The following is a 17,162-nucleotide window of genomic DNA, read 5'->3' on the forward strand; positions in this document are numbered from 1 at the left end:
ACAGACGGTCTCAAACATTTAGATATCCATAAACAGCATTGGCATGCCGTAAGTTAAAACAAAATAGCTGAAGGCAATCAGAAGACTCACAGGGATTTTGTACCAAAAAAACTGCCGGAAAATATAGCCTACGATAGCGATATACCAACCGACCAGCAACACACCCAATGAGATGGAAATTTCTTCGCGGTATTCATAATGGTTCATTACCATCACGAAATCCAGCGCCTCAGCGGCAATCGCCAGGGTCATAATCACGTTTTCACCCACAAAAATAGCGGTGAACAACTGATTAAAATAAAGCCACTTTTTTGTCATCACCAAAAAGAGTGCGATGGAGGAAAACGCCATAACGGCTCGCATTAAAACCTCCAGCGTGCCGTCGGCCGGATCGGAAATCAACCCCTCGACAATAAAACCGGAAATCAGGTAGAACCATACCACTTTCCACATGAACGATTTTGACGGCACTAATTCGGCGGGATTATTGATAAAAAAGCACAACGAAAGGTATTTAAGCAGCAAGGTCATGTTAAATTTTTATGTTCTGAAAAAAGAAATTAGCAGCTATTGAGCGGGACAACAAAACAAGGTGCCGAACCGTTTAGGTTGCGGTTGGTGATAGCCAACCCAGCATTTCAAGGCCATGGCGTTAATTGTTGGGTTGCAAAAAGCAGGCAACCCAACGCTAAATAATTACACATTCAGTTTTACAAATGCCGGCACTTGCATGCTGGCGCAATGAAGGCTGCCGTATTGATGTACCAGCGGACGGCAAGGCACAGCAACAATCTCCCGCCCAGGGAAACAGCCCGCCAGACGTTCCAATGCAACGGCATCCATCGCATCGTCATAAACCGGCACCAGAACGGCGCCATTGATGATCAAAAAATTGGCATAATTGGCCGGCAGACGCTGCCCTTCTTCATCAGTAATGGGTTTGGGCAACGGCAAGGCAACCAGCTTATAGGGCGCTCCGTCTTCAGTTTTAAACGACTTTAACTGCGTTTCCATGTTTTTCAGACTTTGATAATGCGCATCTTCGCGATCGTCGCAACTGCTGTAGGCGATAGTCCCGGCATCACAAAAGCGCGCCAGCGTATCAATGTGAGCATCGGTATCGTCCCCGGCCAGATTATCCTGTTCAACCCACAAAATGCGCTTTGCCCCCAAATAGTTTTGCACTTGGCTGGCGATTGCTGCTTGAGACAAATTGGGATTGCGGTTGGGATTGAACAAACAATTTTTAGTCGTCATCACGGTGCCTTGCCCGTCCGACTCCACACTGCCGCCTTCCAGCACAAAACTCACGGTAGCCGTAGGATGGCCTTTGAAAAAAGGGTGGGCAAATAACGCCAGGTTCAAGGCATCATCGGCAGCATGCGGATATTTATTTCCCCAGCCGTTAAAAATGAAATTCACCAACTGTAGCGTGGCTTTGGAATGCTGCCATTCCAAACTCAAAAAAACGGTATCCCTGACCCAGATATCGTTGTAATCCGCCTGAATAAAATGAAGAGCTTGATGAGCGGCCAACTCAGCCAAAATATGCTCTTGATGCCCGGCATCTTTGCAAATGATGATCAGTGGCTGGAAACGGCTGATGGTGGTCGCAATAAAACGATACGCCGTTTCAACCGCCGACAAATTAGTGAAATCGCCGCTTTGATGCGGCCACGCGATAATGACGGCGGATTGCGGTTCCCATTCAGCTGGAAAACGGATCATGAACTACTCCCGGGTTTTAAATGATGTTTGAAACAGATGCGTTATTGTACCAAGGCTGACGTTCTTATGCCTTAGCGAGAAAATTTATCGTTCGATGGATTGGGTCCGGCTCTTCGCGAGGACTTACAACCCTTCCCAAGGCGTATAAAGTCCTTCCGCTTCGACGCCGAACATCGCCAAAACGCGCCCTACGCCATCGTTGACCATGGCTTCAATCGAGTTGGCTTTGTTATAAAAAGCCGGCATGGGCGGGTAAATGATGCCGCCCATTTCGGTCACACTGCCCATATTTCGAATATGCGCCAAATTGAGCGGTGTTTCTCTGGGCATGATGACCAGGCGGCGACGTTCTTTTAAAACGACATCGGCCGCACGGGAAATCAAATTATCGCCAAAACCATGCGCAACCGCAGCCAGGGTTTTCATCGAACAAGGGGCAATGACCATGCCTTCGGTTTTAAAACCGCCGCTGGCAATCGTAGCCGCCACATCATTCACTTCATGCGTTACATCCGCCAGCTCATAAAGCATTTTCCGTGACATGTCCAACTCGTGCTTCAAGTTGATCAAACCGGCTGAAGAAATCACCAAATGCGTTTCCCAATCCGCCTGCTCTTTAAGAACCTGCAGCATTCTGACGCCATAAACTGCGCCTGTCGCGCCGGTCATGCCTATTACCAATCGTTTTATTTTTGTCATTAAGGCGGTTAAATCGGGTTAGTTTAAAGTAGCCAGGTGCAACGCAGCGAAATCCGGGTAATCGAGGTCGTAAAAACGCCTACGCATCAGATTAAGCTAATCGCCTGGCCATAGTATCAGTCGAATCGATTAATGCGGCTATCATTTCATCGCCCTGAGCAATGTGACCGCCGTTGGGCAAGATCATGAGCTCAGCCTGAGGCAATGCCTCCTGCAATTGCAAGGCGGCCTCGACCGGGCAAACCAGATCATAGCGGCCATGAATAATGACCGTTGGTATATCACGTAATGCCGCGCAGTTTTCAAGAATCTGATTTTCTTCGATAAAGTACCGGTTAACCGCGTAATGAATTTCCATCCGCGCCTGCTTGATCAACTGCAACGTATCGACAGGGTGCTGGACCGAAGGCCTAAAATCATTTCCCAAAGCCACCTGCCCGCCCCAGGCCATCCACTCTTTAGCGGCGCGCAAGCGGGTAACTTCATCATCACCCCAAAGCGCATCATGCAACTGCCGAATTAAATTATCACCCGATGCATTCGGCAAACTGGAAACCAGACGCTGCCATTGCTCGGGATAAATACGGCCGGCGCCGTCTTTGGCAAACCACTCCAGATCGCGCTGCCGCGCAAGAAAGACGCCTCGAATGATCATTGCGCTGACCGCATCAAGGTGCGCTTGCGCATACAGTAAGCCCAATGTGCCGCCCCAGGAACCGGCAAACAAAACCCATTGTTGGATGCCCAACCGCCGACGGATACACTCCATGTCATCGATCAAATCTGCAGTGTTGTTGGCTTCCAGTTCGCCAAAAGGCAAAGAGCGGCCACAGCCGCGCTGATCGAACAAAACGATATGATAAAGCTCAGGATCAAAAAACCGCCGGTGATCCGGCTTGCAACCGGAACAAGGCCCGCCGTGCAGAAAAATAACCGGTAGCCCTTGAGGGTTACCGCATTGTTCTACATAAACAGTGTGCTGGGATTGGGTTTCCAGGAAAAAGGTATGGAACGGTTCAATGGCCGGATATAAAGTCTTCATGAATCAGTTTGGTTTAGTTTCTTTCAAATCGATCTCTATCAGGATTCAAGCGTCTTCTTAAATATACCTGATTATAAAAGCACTGTTCGCGTTAATAGTGGGGGGTCGTCGCGGCAGAGCCTGCCCCGGTCTGGGAACGCCGGGGGATTGCCGAGATCGAGAAGCCATGAATGGCGTTACCCCTGCAAATGAAAGACCGTTGTAGAACGGATAAGGCGATAGCCGCATCCGCCAAAGCGGTTAAAGGTGGATGCGCTGTCGCTTATCCATATCATCACCCTACCCATCTGCTACCCAGACTTTCACGGTAACGCGAAGTGCCAAGATCAATACCTGATTTTGCTCACAAAAAAAGGAGGGGTTTGACGCCCTCCTTTTTGGGGTTTCGTTAAGTGTTTAAACTTAGAACTTGAAACCTACAGAACCACCCAAGGTGAAGCCGTCAGTGTCAACACCGTCGACATCATCAAACGATTCGTGATAACGAACATCGGCACCCAGAACTATGCCTCTGAATAAATCATAATCCAAACCACCACCAAACTGCATGCCGGTATTTAATACGGTTACCGCATCAGATGGCGGGCTGATAATGTTGATATCCAAACCAGCAGGAATCAACCAGGGTCTGAATTTGCTACCGTGCATGAATTTGATTTTCGGTGCTGCACTGATTCTCAGCATGTTGACAGTTACGTCTTGCAATACGTCAGCACCTGCAACAACGTTATCAAGTCCGTTATCTTTTCTATCTCCTAATTCAGAGTATTCAATACCTAATTCGATGCCGAATGAAGTATCATCCATCAAACCGAACAAGTCGTTATTCATGTTGAAATCAATGGCGCCGCCAATATAGAAAGCGTCTTCATCAGTAGGGCTGGTCAGTATATCAACACCAACACCTGAGTTAGCAAGACCTGCAGAAGAACCACGAGTATTATTAAAACGCTGCCAACCACCACGAACAGCAAATACATGGTCTTTCTCTTGAGCTGAAACCGGGTTCGCTTTTACTGAAGCGGCCCATTCATCCAATTCCTGAACTTTCGCGGTATCTGCTGCAGAACGGCTGGCGGCGTCACGGACGCGGCTCAATTCGCTTTGCATTTGTTGCAGCATTTCAGACATTTGATTGACTTGAGCTTCCAGTGCTTCCACTTTTGCATCAGCAACCGCTTGCGGAGAAACTAGGGCGCCCGCCATGGATAATGTCGCTGTAGCCAAGCCCAGCGCGATTTGAGTTTTTTTCAATTTCATCGATTCCCCCTCAAGAGATTATTTTTTGTTATATGGGTTTTTGCCTTAAAACAACAACACCTTTTTCACGAGGGCAATGATAGCAGCTAAAAGCTATCCTTACAAGTTCCTTACGGGTTTTATGAATATTTTTTTATCATCATTTTTTTCTTTAAAATCATACCAGTACAATGCAATCCTAACGTGACTCCTGCTGTGTTTAAAAAAAGCAACAAGTCTTGCGAAATAAATATCGGCACTATCTCAAGGCATCCCTTGCCTGAAAATTAACCCGTTAAAATCTCATTTCCGCCACAACAAACAAGTAGCCTGGATGCAGCGCCAGCGAAATCCGGGTGACTTGGGGTCAATGCCGTTACTTTTAGGCCGTCGCAATGAATCAATAGACGGTATTGGGCGCAGGGCTTCGATGACCTTGTATTCCTCAAGAGCCACATACGGGCTACGCTTTGAAGCACAACAAGGTATAATCGCAGGCCATTACAGCCCGCGCATTGCGCACAGTTCAGATATTTTTTACGTTGACATGACGCAAACCTCAGACATTACGATTATCGGCGGCGGCATTATCGGTTTACTGACAGCCCGCGAATTCAACAAAGCCGGTGCATCGGTAACCCTCATTGAAAAAAATCAGATAGGACAGGAATCCTCATGGGCCGGAGGCGGTATTTTGCTGCCGTTATACCCCTGGCATCAACCTGACCCCATCAATCGCCTGGTGCTGCAAAGCCTGAAGCTCTATCCCAGCCTGGCGGCAGAGCTGAAGGCAGAAACACCTATCGATCCGGAATGGAATCCCTGCGGGCTTTTGATAACCAAAAACCCCGACATTACCGAAGCGGATAACTGGTGCAGGGCAAACAATCTGGCTTATAGCCTGGCAAACGATGCTTTGCTGGCGCCTTTTGTGACTCAGCCGGTCAATCCCCTTTGGCTTCCGGACATTGCCAACGCCCGCAATCCACGACTGGTCAAGTCGCTAAAAGCCGACCTGATCAACAAGGGCGTACAGTTGATTGAGCAGACAGCGTTAAAATCGGTTGCTATCAACGGGCAAACAATCACTTCGATTGAAACCACAGCCGGCAAACAGGCCGTTAATCAATTAATCATTGCGACAGGCGCATGGACGGGCGATGTGTTTGCACAATTTTTTGGCGGACAGAATGCCACGCCACCCAAAATTTTTCCGGTAAAAGGACAAATGCTGGTTTTTGATGCGCCACCGCAATGCTTGCCTTATATAGTATTGGACGGCGATCAATACCTGATTCCGCGACTGGATGGCAAAATTCTGGCGGGCAGTACCGTCGAGCATGATGATTACAACAAAGCCACGTCCCCTGAAGTTAATGCCCAACTGCGCGAATTTGCGATTCGGCTTTTCCCGGCGCTTAAAAACTGCCCAATCATTCACCACTGGGCAGGACTAAGACCCGGAACAGATCATGGAATACCTTATATAGACCGGCATCCTGAAATCACCAACTTAAGCATTAATGCCGGCCACTTCCGTTACGGTCTGGTTATGGGTCCTGCCTCGGCACAACTGATGGTTGACCTGATCCTGGAGCGCACGCCTTCAGTATCACCTGAGCCTTATCGCATGAGCGCTGAACATTAAATCTTTCATGACCCAACGCACTTTCATTTTTTCGATCTGCTGACTTATGAACACCTACTCACTGCTTCGCCCTTTATTGTTTTCGCTGGATCCTGAAACCGCTCATGAACTGACGCTTTCACTGATAAAACTGGGTCATACAACCGGGCTGGACAAGCTTATCAGCAAGCCCGCTGTTCAATGCCCGGTCAAGATTATGGGGCTTGAATTTAAAAATCCGGTCGGACTAGCGGCAGGACTGGATAAAAATGGTGACGCCATTGACGGCCTGGCTGCTCTGGGCTTTGGTTTTATCGAAATTGGCACGGTCACACCAAGACCTCAACCCGGCAACCCCAAACCCCGATTATTCCGGTTAAAAGAGCATGAAGCTATCATCAACAGGATGGGCTTTAACAACAAAGGCATAGATCATCTGTTGCAGCAGGTTAAAAACTGCGCTTACGCCGGTATTATCGGCATCAATATCGGCAAGAACTTTGACACGCCGATGGAGCAAGCGGCCGATGATTATTTAATCGGCCTTCGCAAAGCCTATGAAGCTGCCAGCTATATTACGATCAACATTTCCTCGCCCAACACCAAAAACCTCAGACAATTGCAACAAGGTGATGAAATAAAAAATCTGATTGCTGTTTTAAAAGAAGAACAGGCGAAGCTTAACCAGACGCATGGAAAATATACGCCGCTGGTATTAAAAATTGCGCCGGATTTAAGCGATGATGAAATTGGGCATATTGCCGGATTATTAATGGCTTTTGAAATAGACGGCGTCATTGCCACCAATACCACGATTGCGCGGGACAGGATTACCGGCCATCCACTTGCGAATGAAGCGGGAGGATTGAGCGGCGCACCGGTTAAACCTCAATCAACCCATGTGGTTAAGATCCTGGCCGGCGAGTTGGGCGGCAAGATCCCTATAATTGCTGCGGGCGGGATACTCAGTGCGATGGATGCCGAGGAAAAATTTAAAGCGGGCGCCAGTCTGGTTCAGATCTACAGCGGCTTAATCTATAAGGGACCGCAGTTGATACAGGAAATTTTACAAGCCGGGTAATTGTTCAGCGGAAGTTAGATTGCATGGATTGCCGGAGCCGTTAGACCGCGTAGGAGCATCAACTTAGTTTAGCTTCGCTTGAATAAAGACCCGGCCGGTTAACCTTCTTCAGCACCGGGTTGCGCGGCTTCCTGCTCGCGTAACGCGCGCTCTTCAAGAAACGAGCGCACATCTTCATTATCGACTCGGGCGTAAATTTCTTCTACCGCCAGCGAGAGACCCAAAGATTCAAAGGGAACCTCGTCCCCCATGAAAAAGTGGTTGGATATCCAGCCTTGCGATTTTCTGCAGACTTCGACATCGACAAAATCCTGTTCAATCAAAACCAACTCCTTGAGACTGGGTATCGTCTGGTTAGTTGTACGTTTGATCGTTTGGTCAATGCGCCGGGTCAATCTTGAAATGACTTCAACAATGATCACCGGCGATTCAGTGTAATACTCATTAGGCGTTGCATCGTCGCAAACCACCATCACATCAGGATAAAAGAACCGGCTGCCCGCTTTGATTTTTACATCCGAAGCAAAGGGTTCGTAGGGCTTCCCTTTTAGAAAATTTCTTAGTTCACCAAATACATTACCGGCAATCCTTTCATGATTCTTGCTCGCACCGGCCATAGCATAGACGTCACCATCAATGTACTCATGTTTGATTTCGCTGAGCTTTTCCCCTTCCAGGTATTCTTGCTCCGAAAGCGGATTATCGTTTAATTGAATTTGAGCTGACATAAAACCTCTTATTACCCCCTACTGAAGTTGCCCATTAAGTTCAAAAACGGACTGTCATAATGCTTGGGCTGCAGGAATTATCGATAGTGTCTGCGAAACGAATTAAAAAAGAACTCTCGCGTTACCGTAAAAGCCGATGGGTAGGGTGGATAAGCGACAGCGCATCCACCTTTAACAGCATTGGCGGATGCGGCTTTCGCCTTATCCGCCCTACAAGGATCTTTCTTTTGCCGGGAATTGCTTTTATTCTCCGGCAATAGACATCCGTTCTATCAATAGGGAACCGGTTCTGATGTTGCCGCGATAATCCACGTCATTACCCACGGCAACGATATTTTTGAACATCTGTTTAAGATTGCCTGCGATGGTGATTTCTTCTACCGGATATTGAATAACACCGTTTTCTACCCAAAATCCGGAAGCGCCGCGGGAATAATCGCCGGTTACCATGTTGACACCCTGCCCCATCAATTCCGTAACCAGTAAACCGGTCCCTAAACGCGCCAGCATGCCGTTAAAATCGTCTGCGCCGGAATCCAGAGTCAGATTATGCACGCCACCCGCATTCCCGGTGCTTTGCATGCCTAATTTACGCGCTGAATAAGTCCCCAGCACATAGCTTTTCAGGATACCGTCCGCGACGATATCGCGGGTACGCGTCACCACCCCTTCTGCGTCAAAACTGGCACTACCCAACGCGCCGGACAAATAAGGCTGCTCGTGAATATGAATAAATTCAGGAAAAATAGGCTGATCCAGCATATCCAGCAGAAAGGACGATTTGCGGTACAAGTTGCCGCCGCTGATCGCACCAATCAGAGAGCCCAGCAAACCCGAAGCCACTTCGGCAGCATATAAAACAGCACATTGCCGCGTACTCAGCCTACGACCTTCCAGACGACGAATCGTCCGTTCGGCGGCTTTTCTGCCAATCTCGGGTCCGGATTCCAGTTGGGCTGCATCTCTGGCAACACTGTACCAGTAATCCCGCTGCATGCTGTCGCCCCGCTGGCCCAATACGGAGCAACTCATGGAATGTCGGGTTGAAGCATAACCATGCAAAAAGCCCAAACTATTACCCAAGACGCGAATGCCTTGATGCGTATTGACAGAAGCACCCTCCGAATTAGTGATATCGGCATGGTAACTGCGGGCTGCGTCTTCGCAGGCAATCGCCATATTAATGGCTTGATCGGCGGTGAGTGTCCAGGGGTGATAAAGGTCAAGATCCGGGAACTCGGTCGCCAACCAGCTTGCCTCAGGCAATCCGGCATAAGCGTCTTCATTGGCATAGCGCGCAAAACTTAACGCGGCGGTGACGGTTTCCTTGATCGAGGCTTCGGACAAATCGTTGGTACTGGCCGAACCCTTGCGTTGCCCGATGTAAACAGTAACACCCAGACCTTGATCACAATGATGTTCAATGGTTTCCACGTCGCCCATACGCGCCGTTACGGATAAACCATTTTCAATGCTTAAACCGGCTTCTGCAGCACTGGCGCCCTGTTCTTTCGCTTCGTCCAATAACAACTGGACCAGCGCGGTTAATCGATTGATTTCGTCTTGATTTTGCAAAGTGATTCCCTATTGATTATTTAGGTCAGTGACAATTATCATCAAATACTGGTCCCGCCTACCGTCAACCCATCGATTTTGAGCGTAGGCTGACCCACGCCAACCGGCACGCTTTGACCATCTTTTCCGCAGGTGCCCACACCGCTGTCGAGTTGCAAGTCATTACCGACCATCGACACGCGGGTCAACACATCCGGACCGTTGCCAATCAGTGTGGCACCTTTGACGGGTCGGGTCAGTTTGCCGTTTTCAATCAAATAAGCTTCACTTGCCGAGAAGACAAATTTTCCTGATGTGATATCGACCTGGCCGCCACCAAAATTCTTTGCAAACAAACCTTTTTCAACCGAACGAATAATTTCTTCGGCATCATGCGCGCCCGGTAACATATAGGTGTTGGTCATGCGCGGCATCGGCAAATGCGCGTAAGACTCACGACGCCCGTTTCCGGTTGGACTGACGCCCATCAAGCGGGCGTTGAGCTTATCCTGCATGTAACCTTTGAGAATGCCGTTTTCTATCAAAACGGTATTTTCGGTAGGCGTACCTTCGTCATCTATCGATAATGATCCCCTGCGTCCAGGCAGCGTGCCGTCATCCACGACGGTGCATAAACTGGAACCCACCCGCTCGCCGACCCGGCCGCTGAACGCGGACGTGCCTTTTCTATTAAAGTCACCTTCAAGCCCGTGCCCTATAGCTTCATGCAGCAAGATACCAGGCCAGCCGGAGCCTAAGACCACGGTCATGTTTCCTGCCGGAGCTTCAACGGCTTCAAGATTAACCAAAGCCAATCTGACCGCTTCCTTTCCATAGTCCAGCGCTTTGTCTTCATCGAAAAACATCGTGTAATCACACCGGCCGCCACCGCCCATACTGCCCTGTTCACGCCTTCCATTCTGGACCACGATCACGGTCACATTCATTCTGACCAAAGGGCGAATATCGGCAGTCAACTTACCGTCCTGACTGGCCACCAGAATACTGTCATGCGCACCGATGAGGCTGATGATGACCTCTTCAATCCGGCTATCGAGCTTTCGGGTTTCGCTGTCTACTTTGCGCAGCAAATCGACTTTCTGTTGATCCGCCAGCGATTTAAGCGGGTTGGATGTGCCGTAATAAGGTTGGGAATGACTGGGCTTGAACAGGGCCGAGCGCGCTTCCTGACCTTGCCGGACGATCGCTTTGACATTATTGGCCGCTTCCATCAGCACCGGCAATTCAATCCTATCACTGTAGGCAAATCCGGTTTTTTCACCGGCAACCGCTCTGACGCCTGCACCTTTTTCAATATTGTGACTGCCCTCCTTGATAATCCCGCTCTCCATAACCCAGGATTCAAAATGGCTGGACTGAAAATAAATATCGGCAGCATCCACCTGCGCACTGAGCAAGCTATTCATAATTTTTTCGATATCGCTGTCTTGCAAACCTGTAGGCGCGAGTATCGATTGTCTGGCTTGAGTAAGTCTGTCCATATGCTTTAGTTGGTTTGATTATGGGTTGTTTGATTTAATCTGATGACAATCATGGGATACAAGTACTCAGTCATGCTTATTTTGCCCGTTAATAAAGATAAGCTGACTACTGCGACTGGACTCGCACTCGCTTCACGAATTCATCGGTTAAGCAGAATGAATTCACCCTGCAAGAAAACTCAAATAACGTGAAACGTATTGTTAGTCATAGCCCGGAAGCAGGCGCCGCATCTCATCAATAAGCATCAGTCTATCGCTCTATAGTGATACGTCAATTGAAAAGACCCGGCACGCTGAGCGTTCCGTCTTTTTCGTCAACTTCTTCAAAGACGCCATCACGCAAAACTTTGTACAAGGTATCCAGCAAACGGTCCGGCCCGTCTTTTAATTCGTCATCCCTATCCGTTTGCTCGTCCGGTTTGCCGAACGTTTTTTCGCTATCCTTGTCCTCTACAATTTTCGCGGTAATTTCAGTGATTTCTCCCGCCTCTCTTAACTGCAGCGAATAAACTCGTTCCTCGTAATTGTCCGCCGACAAAAATCCTGACAATAATCCTTTTTGGTTGGGATTATCCGGGTCATAACTGACATAGATATAGCCTTCATCCCGGTTTTTATCGGTGATCTCGATCTCCTGCTGATTTAAAACCAGACCTAAAATAAACCAGGACTGATCAAAAGCTTCATTGATCACCAGCGTTGAAGCGATGCCGCTGGTTTCCAGCCTGACTTTATCGCCCAGCCCTTTTTTTATCGAGGCGGAAGTTGCAACCGGATCGATCGTCTCGACAGGATGTTCCGGCATGACCACAGCCAGTTCGGGAGGACGCTCGAGAACTTCGGTGTTTCTGTATTTTGATTCAGTCTCTGCACACGACATCAAGACAGCAGCATTAAATCCTGCGAAAACACAATACACGATTTTTTGAATTGAGCGATTCATCATATCAGTTCGGTTGTTAACAAATTCTTTTAGCCTTAATCAGTCAAAGCGCCGGTGATGTAACACGGGAAAACTTGATCTGACTTTTGCAAGGCGTTCATGATCAATTTCGGCACAGACAAAGCCGCCTCCGGTTTTGTAACAATCCAGAATCAGCCCCCAGGGATCAATAATCATACTGTGCCCATAGGTTTTTCTGCCATTAATATGAAATCCTCCCTGATTCGGGGCGATAACATAAGCCAAATTTTCTATCGCGCGGGCACGCAAAAGCGTCTCCCAATGCGCAGCGCCGGTCTGAGCCGTAAATGCAGAGGGAACCAAGAGAATTTCTGCGCCTAAAGCCACCAGCTTACGGTAAAACTCGGGAAATCTCAGATCGTAACAAACCGACAATCCCAGTTTACCGAACGGGGTATCGATAACGACCAGCGAATCGCCTTGTTCAATCGAGTTGGATTCTCGGTAGACTTCCTCGGTATCGGGAACCGCCACGTCAAACAAATGCATTTTGTCATAACGTCCGGCGCGTTCACCCTTGTCGTTATAAACCAAACTGGAGGCCCTGACTTTATTTTCCTGGTCACCGGCAAGGGGAATGGTTCCGCCTACCACCCATATGCCATGTTTCAGAGCTATTTCAGCAAGAAAATCCTGGATAGGCCCTGTCCCGTCTTTTTCTTTGACTTTCAGTTTATCCAATTCATGCTCGCCCATCAGCGCAAAATTCTCAGGCAAAACGACCAGTTTTGCTCCGGCATTGACGGCTTCACCTATCAGTCGGCCTGCTTCTGTTAAATTTGAAGAAACACTGGGGCCTGAAGCCATTTGTATGGCTGCGCATTTGCTCATTTTTATTCCCTTTTTGTTATTTTACAATCAAAGTGCTAGATCATAAGAGGGCAATGCAGTTTAGTAGGACCGGGCCATGCCCAGCTCCTACACAACACGCTTAAATTAATGGCATTGCTAAACCGGGTACTTTCATTTTCGGAGATGATGAAAGCATCTTGATGATCGTTAAATTCTATGGGATCACTCAGCGTAGGTTGGGTTAGGCGATAGCCGAAACCCAGCAGATGGGCTGCATCAACTTTGTTTTAATGATCCGTTGACCAATTACTTTTTTAAAAAATCACGGCTCCTCTTCATCGGTAACCCATGGAAATCCGGTAATGCCCTTCCAGGTTTTTTGAAATAAACCATCGTTTTCATGGGTAGGAATAATCTCCGGATTCTGCCAGGTGCCTTTTAACTGATACTCCGAGCGGAAAAAAAAGCCATCCTGGAAATCATTCGTCATCGCTCCGGCAATCAGTCCGGTAACCCGGCCGAGGATTGTACCAGCAATAGGCACGGCATCAGAACTTTTAGGTACCACGCTGACCAATTGATCCAGTGTTTTGTCGATCAAACTGGTTTTCCCCGTGATCGTAATTTTTGCGGGCACGGCATCAACCACCAGATTGTGCGTATCCGCGATACCCCGGTTCAGATTGATTCGGCCTTTGATGCTGTTGAACATCAAACCTTCTTTATACACATCGCGAAAATCAAGCTGTAAGCGCTTAACCCATTGGGAAAAAGCCAGTATCCCCAGGACCCGGCCTAATCCCGGCTCAATGCTCAATAAACGGCCATCCCGCCATTTTACATCGACATAACCGTTTATGCCGGCCAGGTTAAATTGGTGCGGCCCCCCTTCCCAATTCAATGCGAAATCATCAAAGACCTTACCGCCTCGCATATCTTTATAAAGATTCAGCTTTCTCAGAAGGGGGCCAAACTTTTCGCTTTTTAAAAACCCCTTCACTTGTGTTTGCGTCTGGTTATCCTTAACTTTCCAGCTACCTGTCAAACTTAATTCATGCCGCTGACTCGTCAGCTCAACCTTATTAAAATAAATCCCCTCTTCGGTTCGCTTTGATGTCAGCGTGAGTTGCCCCAGATCAACCGTATTCCAGAGGATTTTTTTACTGTTGATATCAAATAACGGCAAGACAGGATCAGCCTGCGCTTGCCCTCCCTCCAATTGGAACTGATTGATGCCGTGAAGATCGATAAAATCCATATCCAGCGTAATTTTGTCATTACCCGATAAATCCAATGGCATTTTAAATTCGCCTTTAGCAATAGCCGCAGTAATGGAGCCTAACCAATGAGATTCGGTTCTCTTTAACTTCAGATAAACCGCACCCAGATCGTTCTGATTACTGATCAAGTGCTGCGTATGAACTTCGAATTCATCAATAAAATCGGGACTGACGCCGCCTTTTACCGGCCCGCTATTCAACCAGCCTTTAACATTCAGCCGTTCACTATTGACTTCAAAACGGACCCGCTTCTCTTCGGGAGCCACAGCCACCCCTTGTCCGATTAAAAAATGTCCGGCATACAGCTGTTTTTGCTGCACATCAATTTTGAGTGCGGCTTTAAGGGTATTGTCGTAGGTCAAGCCGATAGGAAGAAATTGCTCATCACCCAGATCAAAATTAAGTACCAGACTTTTTTTCTGTTGCTTGGATTTAGCCATATTTTCAGGCAAATCAATATTCATACCGATCAGATCGGTAGTGATGATTAATTCGGGTGGTTTATTTTGAGCCGATGGCAAACGAAGTTGCAGGCGATAATCTGAGCTGCCTTCGGCTATCGACCAGAAAGGCATGTCAAATTGTTTTCTGAGCGCCTCAATACCGGCATGACCATTGACGAATATATCGGTCTGTTCCGGTTTGGTGTCGATATCCAGTTTAATGGGACTGCCCAATGTCGAGGCCGTAATGCCCTTACCATAAACACCGACCTGATCGAAGCGAAGCGCCCCTTTGATCTGTGTGACCGGAAGGTCAAAAGCATGCACTCTCAGCGAGGCATTCTCCAGACTTGCATCACCGTTGACAGACAACGGAGCCACATCGTCCAGAGGAATTTTGAGATCAAGGTTGATCTGGCTGCTTCCTTTTGGCGTAATCGCAGCCAGCAGCGAATTTGCGGTTGACTTAAGCGGTGTTGCTTTTAAATAGGCCATAATACCAGCCATTTCACCTTGGGCTTTTCCTTTGATAAGCACATGCGGGCTGTTTTCTAACGAGGGGATGGTGACAAGGGCTTCATCGACTTTGCAAGCCAATGACTGGGCCGAATGAATATCGACCGTCAAACCCTCACCCAAAAACTCGACCTGAGCATCGAGTTTCGTCAGATGAGGCCAATCAGGACTGTATTCCAATTCACCGTCTGCAACATCGAAAAGCACCTGAAAAACACCTTGCCCTTTGTTAAAAGGGTAATCTTCCAGTTTCCCGTGAATCAATAGCCCGCCACGGGGAACCTGTCCGCCGACAAACGCATGATCCAACCAGGCCAAGGCGCCCGGATTCATGATGCCAACCGGATAATAGTGACTCGCGGCACGGGCATCGGCAATAGAAAAGTCGCCATGTAAATCCAGGAAAGGTGAATCCCCGTTTTTGGGAATAGTCAGTTTCACGCGACTCAAGGTCTTGATGGGCTGAGAATCCAGAGCCAAATCCGCGGTGCTTATTTTCCAATTGTCTTTTGTTTGACGCCAAAAAATCCGGCCTTTAACGCGTTGCAAAGCCAAATGATTACGAAACAATTCTGATGCAGAAAAATCGAGATTTTCCGCATCCACTGTCAATTGGCCTTTATTGGAATCACCTTTTACATAACCGGACAAGCCCTGCAATCCGGGCAATGGGCTCTTTTCGGCAAGCCCCAGGTTTCTGAATTTACCATCAACATAAAAAGCCTGAGTGCTGATATCGGCATCCAGCTTAAAATCCAGCAACTGCCCGGACATATTAGGCAGGCCCGCATCCCCTGTTTCGGCTTCAGGCATCAACTTGAGCAGCATTGAAAGAGGCTCCAGATCCATTTTTTTTACAGCCAATGAAACACGTCCGGCGGCTCCCTGTGAATCATTCTGCACAGCCAGGCTGAATTGTCCGGGAGTCCAAATCGACTCTCTGGTCTCAATGAGTAAATCATTGACATCCAGTTGCCACCGCTCTGGACTTTGCTGCCGCCAGCGAAACCGGGTCTCTAATTTTTCCAGAGCCAGCGGTGACCTGGAGGATCGAGTCTTGACGGCCAGTTTTTTGACAACCCCTTCACCCTGAACTTGTTTTAATTGCGACTGATGCCAGTTCATCCAAACTCTAAAGTCGGCAAGACCTGCGTTAACCAACAACTCAGCAGGCATCTCCCCTGTCAAAAATTGCGCCAGATGTACATCATTACCTTCCAGAAAAACCTGTCCATTCAACTGGCCGGGTTCAAATAAATTTCCATCAAAGACCATGGACAGCTGCAATGACCGCCCCAACTTTTCGGGAAGATCCAATATCATGTGTAAAGTATGCCGGTTATCATCCGTATCGTTTTTAATGACCAAATCCACCTGATCAAAAAGCACGGGCTTGGCTTTAAGTTGCTCATTCTGCCAAGTAATTCGGCTATGCAATAGTTCGAATTTATTGCCTTGCAGTAACCAAAGGGGTTTTTCATCGCCGGCACCGGCTTTGAGACCTGCAATCGCAAAACTGCCGTCGGTCTTGCGCCTTACAGTCAGTTCGGCGCCAACCAATGTCAACCAGGAAGATGACCATAACTGACGGGTCAGAGCCAGATCCCAAAGATTGACACTCAGCCTTATTTCATCCAGCTTTATTGCGGCTTTTGGCGAATTGTTATCACTGGGTATATCAATCTCTTGCAGTTTCACTATGGCGGTAAAGTGATGCATTCCAGCGCTGAGCTTGCCGATTCTGACCGGTGTTTCAATTAACGTACTGACCTCCTTTTCCAATACCGCTTTGTAACGCTCGACACCGGTCATCAAGATTCGAATTCCCGTCAAACCTAATGCTGCTGTCAGTAAAGACCAGAAAATGAGGTGCCGCGTCGCACGCGTAAGATGATGAATCACTGATTTAAATCCACTGGGTGCCGCTTATATAGTCAAAGGCACGAGGAAACTCCATTGCTTTGCCA

Annotated in this window: 13 protein-coding genes; 2 read left to right on the forward strand and 11 right to left on the reverse strand. The window is 48.1% G+C overall.

The window, feature by feature from the left end; translation table 11 throughout:
* Window positions 1-18: 18 nt before the first annotated feature.
* From GO003_RS02200 to GO003_RS02220, 5 genes are all read right to left on the reverse strand, one after another.
* Window positions 19-531, reverse strand: a complete 513-nt coding sequence (locus tag GO003_RS02200) for a hypothetical protein (RefSeq protein WP_159657459.1) — start codon at window positions 529-531, stop codon at window positions 19-21.
* Between the two features lie 165 nt (window positions 532-696).
* Complete coding sequence (locus GO003_RS02205; RefSeq protein WP_159657457.1) at window positions 697-1,728, reverse strand: agmatine deiminase family protein; 1,032 nt, start codon at window positions 1,726-1,728, stop codon at window positions 697-699.
* A 123-nt stretch (window positions 1,729-1,851) separates the two neighbouring features.
* Window positions 1,852-2,427: a UbiX family flavin prenyltransferase gene (locus tag GO003_RS02210; RefSeq protein ID WP_269144312.1), complete on the reverse strand. Its 576-nt coding sequence runs from the start codon at window positions 2,425-2,427 to the stop codon at window positions 1,852-1,854.
* A 91-nt stretch (window positions 2,428-2,518) separates the two neighbouring features.
* The gene (gene pip, locus GO003_RS02215; protein WP_159657455.1) at window positions 2,519-3,469 is read right to left on the reverse strand and encodes a prolyl aminopeptidase; all 951 of its coding nucleotides are present in this window, start codon (window positions 3,467-3,469) and stop codon (window positions 2,519-2,521) included.
* Between the two features lie 402 nt (window positions 3,470-3,871).
* The gene (locus GO003_RS02220; protein WP_159657453.1) at window positions 3,872-4,729 is read right to left on the reverse strand and encodes a porin family protein; all 858 of its coding nucleotides are present in this window, start codon (window positions 4,727-4,729) and stop codon (window positions 3,872-3,874) included.
* Between the two features lie 349 nt (window positions 4,730-5,078).
* On the opposite strand from GO003_RS02220, the gene thiO reads away from it, so the two are divergent.
* Together thiO and GO003_RS02230 are read left to right on the forward strand one after the other, a co-directional pair.
* The gene (gene thiO / locus GO003_RS02225; protein WP_331001619.1) at window positions 5,079-6,356 is read left to right on the forward strand and encodes a glycine oxidase ThiO; all 1,278 of its coding nucleotides are present in this window, start codon (window positions 5,079-5,081) and stop codon (window positions 6,354-6,356) included.
* Window positions 6,357-6,402: 46 nt separating this feature from the next.
* Entirely contained in the window at window positions 6,403-7,416 is a 1,014-nt protein-coding gene (locus GO003_RS02230) for a quinone-dependent dihydroorotate dehydrogenase (RefSeq protein ID WP_159657451.1), read from the forward strand.
* A 98-nt stretch (window positions 7,417-7,514) separates the two neighbouring features.
* Here GO003_RS02230 and GO003_RS02235 read toward each other — a convergent pair whose 3' ends face one another.
* From GO003_RS02235 to GO003_RS02260, 6 genes are all read right to left on the reverse strand, one after another.
* Window positions 7,515-8,144 carry a Uma2 family endonuclease gene (locus GO003_RS02235; protein WP_159657449.1) on the reverse strand — a complete coding sequence of 210 codons (630 nt, stop codon included), beginning with the start codon at window positions 8,142-8,144 and terminating at the stop codon, window positions 7,515-7,517.
* Window positions 8,145-8,387: 243 nt separating this feature from the next.
* Window positions 8,388-9,719: a metalloprotease PmbA gene (gene pmbA, locus GO003_RS02240; protein ID WP_159657447.1), complete on the reverse strand. Its 1,332-nt coding sequence runs from the start codon at window positions 9,717-9,719 to the stop codon at window positions 8,388-8,390.
* Between the two features lie 41 nt (window positions 9,720-9,760).
* Window positions 9,761-11,200 (reverse strand): metalloprotease TldD, encoded by a 1,440-nt coding sequence (gene tldD, locus GO003_RS02245; RefSeq protein WP_159657445.1) that lies wholly within the window; start codon window positions 11,198-11,200, stop codon window positions 9,761-9,763.
* Between the two features lie 271 nt (window positions 11,201-11,471).
* Entirely contained in the window at window positions 11,472-12,146 is a 675-nt protein-coding gene (gene bamC / locus GO003_RS02250; protein WP_159657443.1) for an outer membrane protein assembly factor BamC, read from the reverse strand.
* A gap of 36 nt (window positions 12,147-12,182) precedes the next feature.
* The gene (locus GO003_RS02255; RefSeq protein ID WP_206444700.1) at window positions 12,183-12,995 is read right to left on the reverse strand and encodes a carbon-nitrogen hydrolase family protein; all 813 of its coding nucleotides are present in this window, start codon (window positions 12,993-12,995) and stop codon (window positions 12,183-12,185) included.
* A gap of 283 nt (window positions 12,996-13,278) precedes the next feature.
* Window positions 13,279-17,097, reverse strand: a complete 3,819-nt coding sequence (locus GO003_RS02260; protein ID WP_159657441.1) for a YhdP family protein — start codon at window positions 17,095-17,097, stop codon at window positions 13,279-13,281.
* Window positions 17,098-17,162 lie beyond the last annotated feature (65 nt).

Origin of the sequence: Methylicorpusculum oleiharenae (assembly GCF_009828925.2) — a bacterium.
Taxonomy (GTDB): Bacteria; Pseudomonadota; Gammaproteobacteria; order Methylococcales; family Methylomonadaceae; genus Methylicorpusculum; species Methylicorpusculum oleiharenae.